Raw genomic sequence first — 8,738 nt, 5'->3', positions numbered from 1 at the left:
TGTCTCAGTTCCGGTGTGGCTGGTCATCCTCTCAGACCAGCTAACCATCGTTGCCTTGGTGGGCCGTTACCCCGCCAACTAGCTAATGGTGCGCGAGCTCATCCTATAGCGCATGCTTACAAGTAGAGGCATGCTTTGATCCCCCGGCCGCCCCGGAGGATATTATTCGGTATTAGCCAACCTTTCGGCTGGTTATTCCAAACTTTAGGGGAGATGGCTCACGTGTTACTCACCCGTTTGCCGCTTTACTCATCCTTGCGGACTTTCTCGCTCGACTTGCATGTGTTAGGCACGCCGCCAGCGTTCGTTCTGAGCCAGGATCAAACTCTCCGAAGAAAATTTGTACCCTGAGCTTTATTCTTAGGGTTCTATACTAAATTCAAAGGACGGTTCACGCCGTTTAAAGCGCGTTCCATCCGGAAACCCGCATGATCAATTTCTTTCGTTTAACAATTTCAATGTTCACTCCCGCCTTTTTCAGCGGGAAGCTTTGATAATATCAAAGCTGAGGTTTTTGTCAACCGGTTAATTGAAAATCTTTTTCAAAACTTCCAACCGGCGCTTCCTTCGCCGGCGCCTTTCAGCGCCGCCGCTCCTCAACAGGAAGCGTGAATACTACCAGAGCCGGAAAATTAGTCAACCACTTTCTCAAAATCTTTTTTCAATGTCTTTTCAGTGCGGCCAACAACTCCTCCGCGCCGCATCCCTTGCGGGTCAAACGGCATCCTCCGCACCATCTATGCTACGCCGAGCCGGAAAAAAGTCAATCGATTCCGGCTCTAAAAACAGGATTTATTTTCAGCACCGCGGTGCAAAACGTCTACAGTTCTGAAAAAATTAGCTGTTCCAGCGCGGCCATTATGCGGTTTGCATCCTTCGCAACGCCATCGAATGCGCCGCAACGCGAAATTACCATTAAAGAGTTGGTGAAAAAAAGTTCTTCCGCGCCGCGCGGAGCATCGATGCCATACGCGCCGACGTTGGTTTTCACGCCGAGTTTGCGCGCGGCGGCAAGGACTTTCGCCCGCGCTATCCCCGCCAGGATGCCGCACTCCGCCGACGGCGTATAGAGTTCCTGATCCTTCATCCAGAAGATGTTCGAATAAATCCCTTCGGCCACCGCTCCTTGCGTGTTGCAGAAGAGCAGTTCATCCACGCCCATTTCCCCCGCGCGCGCCTTCGCATATACCGCGCCGATGCGGGACGCCGTTTTGTGCCGCACCGCCGGGTCGCGTTCGTTGACCGGCCACGGCGCGATGGCGGCGGTGATTATCGGCATTTCGGCGCGCGGCGCGCTGTTTCCCGCGATGATTGCCATCCGCGTATCATCCGGCAGATCGGCAAAACGCCCCGTTTGCGATGTGCCGCGCGAAAGCGCGATGCGCAGAAAACCGTGCTGTACGCCTTCGGCTTCGATAAGCCGCGCGGACCACTCCGCCACATCGTCAAACGCAAAGGGGAACGCGATGCCAAAGAACGCGGCGCTCCCCTTCATCCGTTCGTAATGCTCCCGCAGCCACACGGCAACGCCGCCGCGCACCAGCACGGTCTCAAACAGCCCGTCGCCCAGCATGAAGCTCCGGTCGAAGGGGGACAGGGCGCACGACGAGCGCTCAACTATTTTTCCGTTGTGTGAATAGAATTCCGGCATGGGGCCATTTTACCCGGTCGGACACCGCGCGGCACCCCTTTTCCGCGGGCCGAAAACGGCGGGCGTATCAGTCGCGGATTAATAGCAGAGTTGGTCGGCTTCTTTGGTTTTTGATTGCGGCATGATGGAGCCGTCATCCTTGAAAACGATTCCCGGACTTTTTTTCGCGCCGGGGGCAAGGATATCCTTTTCCGTAAACTCGATCATCACGCAGCGGGTTCCGTAGCTGGTATATTTCTGGGCCGGTCCGATATCGATAACGGCCATCACCCCGCCGGAGGGATTTTTCATGTCCGTAAATTCGATTTCAAGTCCCCTGAATTTCAGGGAGCAGACGGGATTCTTCCCCGATTCGCATTTCATCTGGCCTTTAAGGAACTGCGCCAATTCCACGTCGGATTTTGGTTCCCCGGCGGCGGCCGCGGAAAGCGCGGATGCCGCGACAAGCGCGAACGCTAAAAGGATTTTTACGGTTTTCATGACGGCAAGTTTACTATTTTCGCGCCGCCCTTAAAACCGAAAATTTTTGGAGAGGATTTGCCGCAACAGGGGCAATGAGCCGGTTTGGCGCAAATTTCCCTTTCAATTCTTTCAAATCCTCCCAGAGGCTCCAAAAGCTCCAAATCTTCCGGATTGGCCCGCGCCAAGAGCTTCAGATGCGCCAAATGCGCCATTTCCATCACATTGCCCAACCGTGCTTGACTCCGGCACGGAGGCCGGGGGTGATTGCGGCATTTGGCCGAACCCCCAAAGGATCAGGGAGCGGCGGAATTATCTTTCAGGATTTTCTCGAGACGCTCCGCCAATGGCGGAATATCTTCCGTTTGCCGCATAGCGCACTTCGTAATGCCGGAGCACTTCGTCGCGGAAATACTTGCTTAGTTCGGCGGGTGTGCGCAGGTCGACTTTCCTGCCGAACAATTCCGACAACTCGATTTCAAAACCCGCCATCTTCAAAAGGCCGGGGGAATGCCCTGGCTCAAATTCAACCAGCACGTCGATGTCGCTGTCCGGGCGGAAATCACCGCACAATACGGAACCGAACAGCGCAAGCTTCCTGATGTGGCGCGCCTTGCAAAACGCGGCTATTTCCCCTTGCCCAACAGCCAGTTTCATTTTATTTAGTATAGCGCAATTCAGAAGCGGAGGCGGAATGCTCCAGCACTTTCCGCCATTCAGGTGGAAAGGCAAAAAGAAATGAGTTTGACCACTTTTGCCGCAAGGTATAGACTTTTTTATATGGGGACAGAAAACACAATATTATTTGAGAAAAGACGGGAACGGGGCAGAAGTTGAAATGTCCGAAGTGGTTATCTGCGCTTGCTGAAGACTTTTATCTTCATATAAGAAGATACCTGCCCGCATTTATCCTTGCGCTTATCGTCCTGGACCGTAAGTGGGACTTTGCCCTATATTGGGCCATCGTCGATTTTGTGGACCAACCTCCCTTTCCACATCTCCCCTCAATTAAGATTATCGTGTCATCAATATTTATTTTTTTTGCCGCACACCTATGGATTTCGGCAAAAAAGTATTGGGAGACCTCGCTTATTAGACTCCCACCCCTTTTACTAATCGACCATCTTGTCCTGATTGCATTTTTTGTTATCTTTGACCGGCTAAATCTTATTGGCACACCCGCAATTAACTACATCATCATTATTTGCTTTACCGTTTATGCTTCACAGGTGCAACGCCTCATCGCCAGTCAATCCAACTTGGATACCGCGGCACTTATGCCCGACAATGCAATAACAGAGGAGGGAGAAGATGAACTGGAACGAGGTGTCTTTGTAAAATCGCTTTGTGACAGCATTACCTCCGTTGACACCAAGGGTTCGTTTGTCTTTGGCATATCAGGCGAATGGGGTGACGGCAAAACATCAGTTGTTAACCTGGTGAGGAAAAAACTTGAATGTACAAAAAGGACAATTGTTGTCGATTATAGTCCTTGGCTATATAAGGATGAGGATGCCCTACATCGCGCCTTTTTTGATTCGCTAATAAAAGGGATTGGCCAGAAGCTCTATTTCCCCACGTTAATCTCCGATCTGAAAATTTACCGGTTTTTGCTTTCCTCAAAACTATCACTAATGGACTTGAAGCAATTTATTGGCGAATGGGCCAGCGTGGCCAACACCGCCGAACAGGTAAGACAGGAACTTCCTAATCTCTTAGCAAGGATGGATCACAGAATAATTGTCATTATCGATGATATCGACAGACTTGACGCCAAAGAAATCATGATGGTTCTTAAGCTAGTGCGCAATAATGCCGACCTGCGCAATGTTATTTTCCTGTTGGCTTTTGATGATGTTGCCGTCAAACAAGTACTTTCCAAAGACAATGAATACTTTGAGAAATTTGTAAATCTCCAATTGCCTCTGCCTGTCATTCCTGAGCATGCAATTTCCAAATATGCCAAAGCGAGAATAATTTCATTCCTAAGGAAACATGAGGTTGACGAAAGTGCAATTGTTGCGGCTAACGACCTCTCCGCATTTTTTAGAAATATCCGCCATGTGAAAAGATTCTGCAATGCACTTTTCTCGAAATTTGCTTTAATCAAAACCGAAGTAAACCATGACGACTATCTTTACTTGGAATACATAGCAAGCATTTCCCCGGAAACAATCAGAATAATCTTTGACAATAAGGAGGTGTTTCTCAACCAGCGATCACTTGGCGAACGGCTACTCCTAATCTTTTCTCAGGAAGATGAGAAAAAGAAAAATCAAGAAAAGCGCGCCGCCGAAGTGACTGATATGATTATCGGGAAAATCGCCGACCCAGCCAAATCAAAGGATTTATTAGCACTCATAGACCATCTCTTTCCGAACTCTGCCAGAATAAAGGTTCCAAGCCCCTATAACGCAGAAGAAGCCAGGAGAGAGCGAAGAATCCACCATCCGGATTGTTTCGATAAATATTTCACCTACGTAATACCACCAAAGACCTTAAGCGATAAGGATTTCCAATTATTTATTCGGGGATTAGTGAACAGCACAGACAAGGGGAATTATTTCCAAGCAGCATGCGTTAAGGCTAACAACGAGGGCAAACTGGATGATCTTCTCCGCAATATTAGCATCCATAGGGATTCCTTTGACGACTCAATGCTAGAGGCAATGATCGGTGTATTCCTTAAAAATCAGGATGACCTATTTTGCGGCAAAAATGAACCTATTCGGGATTCAAAATATGAATCCGGGATCATGCCTATATATCTGCAATTTTTAAATACTGATGACACGAAAACTAGAGAGAAAAAAATTATGGGATTAATTCAACAGGAGGGCTTATTGCAGGCTTTCTTCCTTGTCCGAACAATTAAGTACTACCGAGAACAAGGGTACAGCAAAGTAGCTAAATACAATTTCAATACAATGGTCGAAGCTGTAATAGAACGCCTTAAGAAAGAACCCAACTTGTTCACATACAAACAAAACGCACCTTCCCTGCTATATTTCTGGGCGCACGAATGCTGGACAAGTGAAGGAAAACACAGAAAGGAGGTAACTGAGCATGTTGTCAGGAATCTAACCCAACTTGATGACGCCAAGTTATTGCTTAAAGACATTACGGACACCACCTTTGGAAACAGAATCGAAGAGTTCGACAAATCTTTTGAGCTTGATGAGGTTTACAAAGCGGTTAACCGCCGCATAGAATGGCTCACGGACGAAGTGATAAAAGCTTTCATCGAAGCATACGACAAACTAAGAAACAGCAAGACTTCGCCCAGCGCTCAAGAGCCTCAGCCCGGTGGATAAGTAACGGGGAATCAGACGGCGAGGCACCTCTGCATCCTGCCTTGGTACAACAGGATTTATCCTGTTGTTGGGCCGTCAGAGCCAAGGGCTTTTGTTTCCTCCGGAAACAGCCACAGGTTGAAACCTGTGGCACCAAGAAGAGGTCGGCCCGTGAGGCCGATGTACACAATATGGTCTTTAGGCCACATCCGGCGCGGATTGTAAAATGATTCCGCGCCTCCCGCATTGTGTACCCACCGAAGAAGGTAAGAGAGCTTTGATACTCTTTCTGGGTGCCGGGTCAAGCCCGGCATGACATGGGAGGGGGAATTATTTTAAAATCCCTTCCGGCTCCGCCCTTTGTTAAAGGGAGGAGCCGGAAGGGACGAAGAGGGTCGGCCCGATGGGCCGATGTACACAATGAATTGTGTACCCACCTAGAGAAAGAAAGATACACTACGCGCCGGGGATGAAAGAGCTGGCCGGAACAAACGCATGTTTGTTCACGTCGTATACCGACAACGAGCAGGTGTGCAGATCATACACCCAGCCGTGTATGCGGAGTTTCTTGGCGGCAAGCGCGGATGCCACCGCCGGATACGTCGGAAGGTTTCCAAGCTGAAACACCACGCTCTCCTCGACCGCCCGCCGCCAGCGCACGTCGGGAGCCAAAGCCGGGTCCACATTCTCGGCGGCGGCGCGCACCTCGCTGAGCCATTCAAAGAGCGATGGAAACCCGCGCTCCTTGTCGAGGCCGTCCAGCGCCGCCTTCACGCCGCCGCAGCCGTAGTGGCCGCAGACGATAATGTGCGGCACGTGGAGATGGCCGACGGCATACTCGATGGCGGCCCCAACGCTTGAATCGGGATCGTTGAAGACCGGCACGAGGTTGGCGACGTTACGCAGGACAAAGAGTTCCCCCGGCGATGATCTCGTTAGAAGTTCGGGAACGACGCGCGAATCGGAACAGCCGATGTAGAGCGCGTCGGGACTCTGCCCTTCGCTGGCGAGACGCTCAAGGAAATCGCGCTCGTCGGCCGCATATTCGCCGCGGAACTTCCGGTTGCCTCGAAGAAAGTTTTCTATCATGCCCCCCATCGTGCATCACCCGGCCCCTCCGCGCAAGACCCGCTCCCGCAAAGGTCAGCCCGATGGGCCGATGTACATGCCGAGAGCATGTACCCACCGGGGAAAATGTTTCTTTAGGTGGGTACGGACTTCTGTACACTTGCGCGAAGCGCAAGCCATCCCCCGGAAGGAATGCCGCGATGCTTGGCGCCGGAGGGCAACGGCAGACAATCGCCTACAGGCCATTTCCGCGGCGGTTTGTTTGCGTCTGGCGCCCTCTTTCGAGGATTTCCGGAGCGGGGGAGAACATATTCCGCTCCTCCTTCCGCGATGCTCCGCCGCCGCATGTTTATTCCGCCGCTCCCTGATTGTCTACCCTGCCGAAGCATATCGGCCCGATGGGCCGACAAAGAAAGCTTTGAAAATATTTCTGGGTCCCCGCCTTCGCGGGGATGACAAGAAGCGGGTTAAAGAACCGGCGCCGCCGTTCTTTTAACAAAGCGGGCGATGGCGCCGTAATACGCCTCCGGCGCGGTTTCGAACATGGTGGTATGCCCCGCCCCCTCGACCCGGAGGTATTCGCGCGGTTCCGGCGCGAGATCGAACAGCCGTTGCGAATGGTACGGCGCAATCGTGGCATCCGCCGTGCCGTTGATAATCAGCACCGGAATTTTCAGCCGCCGTATCTCGCGCCCGTTATCGAAATCGCCGGAGGCCAGCAGCCATACCGGGAGCGTGGGATACAGGTCGCGCGCCATCTGGCGGACGCTCGTGAACGTTCCTTCAAGAATCAGTCCCGCCACCGGCTTGCTGTTGGCCATCCGCAGCGCCGGCACGCCCCCCAGCGATTGCCCCAGCACAATGATGCCGCCGGGAGGAATCCGCAATTGCTCCGTAAGATAATGGTAGGCGGCGAACGCGTCCGACACGAAATTGGATTTGTCGGCCGCCCCCTCGCTCTTGCCGTACCCGTGCGGATCGTAGATGAACACGTTGAGGCCGAGGCCGATATACCCCTTGATGACCGGCAGCCGCTGAACGATGGTATCGGCGTTGCCGTGGATGTACAGAAGCGTGGGGGCGTTTTGATCCGCCGCGAAAAACCAGCCGTGGATAACCCCGTTGCCGGTATCGATGAACACGTCGCGCGGCTTGGGCTGATAATCATCAGGGACGCGGACATCCCCCCGCGCGGGCTGAAACATCGAGGCCGCCTCGTGCCGACGCCCCGCGGCAAGAAGAAGCGCCACTCCCAATGCAGCCGCCAGTATCCACATTGTTTAACTATACCAAACAGCGCATGGTTAAACCCCACCCGCGCCGTGCATGTCCACGGCGCGCCCTCCCCTTTTCGCCCATGGCGAAGGGGAGGAAATAATTTCAAACCGGGACACCGCCTTTTTGCCGGTAGTGTCACAGTTTGAATTATCCCGCTCTTATTCCTCCCCTTGCATTGCAAGGGGAGGTGCGGGAGGGGTTAAAAACCTCCCCTGTATCCCCTCCTTGCAAAGGAGGGGACTACTTTGTATCAAGTCAATTTCAGACTGAGACACTGCCTTTTCGCCGCGCTACTTAACAAGCGGGGTCAAAAGCATGATCGAAAAGATTATAAGCGAGGTCAAAAAAGGGAAAATGGCCCAGTAAAGATAGACAATCGCTTTTTTCAGATCGTTGTGGCGCACATACGTCGCGACTATCACCCGCCACAGCTCGGCTTCCGCGTGGTTCAGAAAATCCCTGTCGGTCGTTTTCTGTACGGTCTCCTGGAACGACTTGAAATTTTTAAAAGCCTCATAGGTGTCGCGGGCGTGGAAGAAATATATCTGGGGCGTCGCCCCGCCCGGCATATCGCCGCTTTTAACCCATACATTGACGATGCTTGAAGTCGCCGCAAGGATGGAAAAGCAAAGGCAGGCTATGGTGGCAACGGAGAACGCTATAAAAGCGATGGACATTCTCTGCTCGGAGTTGGTGATGATGTCGGGGCCCACAAGATAGCTTCTGTGATACTGCCCGAACAGGAAAATGGTGGCGGTGACAAGGATGGCGTCCGCGCTGAGGACTATGGCGGCCCGCCGTGAAATGGCGACGCGTAGCACATCGTAACGGTCGATCATCCATGTAACCATGGCTAATCTTTCCTTTATGTCGCCTTCGGTCATACAACTCCCGCTCCTGAAACCGGCTTAAAAAGCATATGCACCCTTTTTACGGAAGGTTTTCAAACCTTCCTTGCACCTATATCTTATCCCGCCTGATTCATGGAA

Annotated in this window: 8 protein-coding genes and 1 rRNA gene; 1 reads left to right on the top strand and 8 read right to left on the bottom strand. The window is 52.2% G+C overall.

What is annotated here, in order from left to right:
- The 5 genes from HZA03_11030 to HZA03_11010 form a co-directional block, all read right to left on the bottom strand.
- Nucleotides 1–332: ribosomal RNA gene (locus HZA03_11030) — 16S ribosomal RNA — on the bottom strand; the annotation flags it as partial.
- Nucleotides 333–820: 488 nt separating this feature from the next.
- Nucleotides 821–1,651: an aminotransferase class IV gene (locus tag HZA03_11025; protein MBI5638492.1), complete on the bottom strand. Its 831-nt coding sequence runs from the start codon at nt 1,649–1,651 to the stop codon at nt 821–823.
- Between the two features lie 78 nt (nt 1,652–1,729).
- Nucleotides 1,730–2,131, bottom strand: a complete 402-nt coding sequence (locus HZA03_11020) for a hypothetical protein (protein ID MBI5638491.1) — start codon at nt 2,129–2,131, stop codon at nt 1,730–1,732.
- A complete protein-coding gene (locus tag HZA03_11015; protein ID MBI5638490.1) occupies nt 2,128–2,343 on the bottom strand; it encodes a hypothetical protein in 216 nt (71 codons plus the stop codon). Before HZA03_11015 ends, HZA03_11020 begins: the two co-directional genes overlap by 4 nt.
- 79 nt (nt 2,344–2,422) lie before the next feature.
- Nucleotides 2,423–2,767, bottom strand: a complete 345-nt coding sequence (locus tag HZA03_11010) for a nucleotidyltransferase family protein (GenBank protein ID MBI5638489.1) — start codon at nt 2,765–2,767, stop codon at nt 2,423–2,425.
- A gap of 176 nt (nt 2,768–2,943) precedes the next feature.
- Between HZA03_11010 and HZA03_11005 the strand changes: the two genes are divergently transcribed.
- Nucleotides 2,944–5,424, top strand: coding sequence for a hypothetical protein (locus HZA03_11005; protein MBI5638488.1), 2,481 nt, complete (start codon nt 2,944–2,946; stop codon nt 5,422–5,424).
- A 435-nt stretch (nt 5,425–5,859) separates the two neighbouring features.
- On the opposite strand, the gene HZA03_11000 is transcribed toward HZA03_11005, so the two are convergent.
- From HZA03_11000 to HZA03_10990, 3 genes are all read right to left on the bottom strand, one after another.
- Complete coding sequence (locus HZA03_11000) at nt 5,860–6,492, bottom strand: carbonic anhydrase (protein MBI5638487.1); 633 nt, start codon at nt 6,490–6,492, stop codon at nt 5,860–5,862.
- A 446-nt stretch (nt 6,493–6,938) separates the two neighbouring features.
- Complete coding sequence (locus tag HZA03_10995) at nt 6,939–7,748, bottom strand: alpha/beta hydrolase (GenBank protein ID MBI5638486.1); 810 nt, start codon at nt 7,746–7,748, stop codon at nt 6,939–6,941.
- 291 nt (nt 7,749–8,039) lie between these two features.
- Nucleotides 8,040–8,633 (bottom strand): hypothetical protein, encoded by a 594-nt coding sequence (locus HZA03_10990; protein MBI5638485.1) that lies wholly within the window; start codon nt 8,631–8,633, stop codon nt 8,040–8,042.
- Between the last annotated feature and the right edge of the window lie 105 nt (nt 8,634–8,738).

This window comes from Nitrospinota bacterium (assembly GCA_016217735.1).
Classification (GTDB): domain Bacteria; phylum Nitrospinota_A; class UBA7883; order JACRGQ01; family JACRGQ01; genus JACRGQ01.
This window is presented reverse-complemented; position numbering and strand designations above follow the sequence as displayed.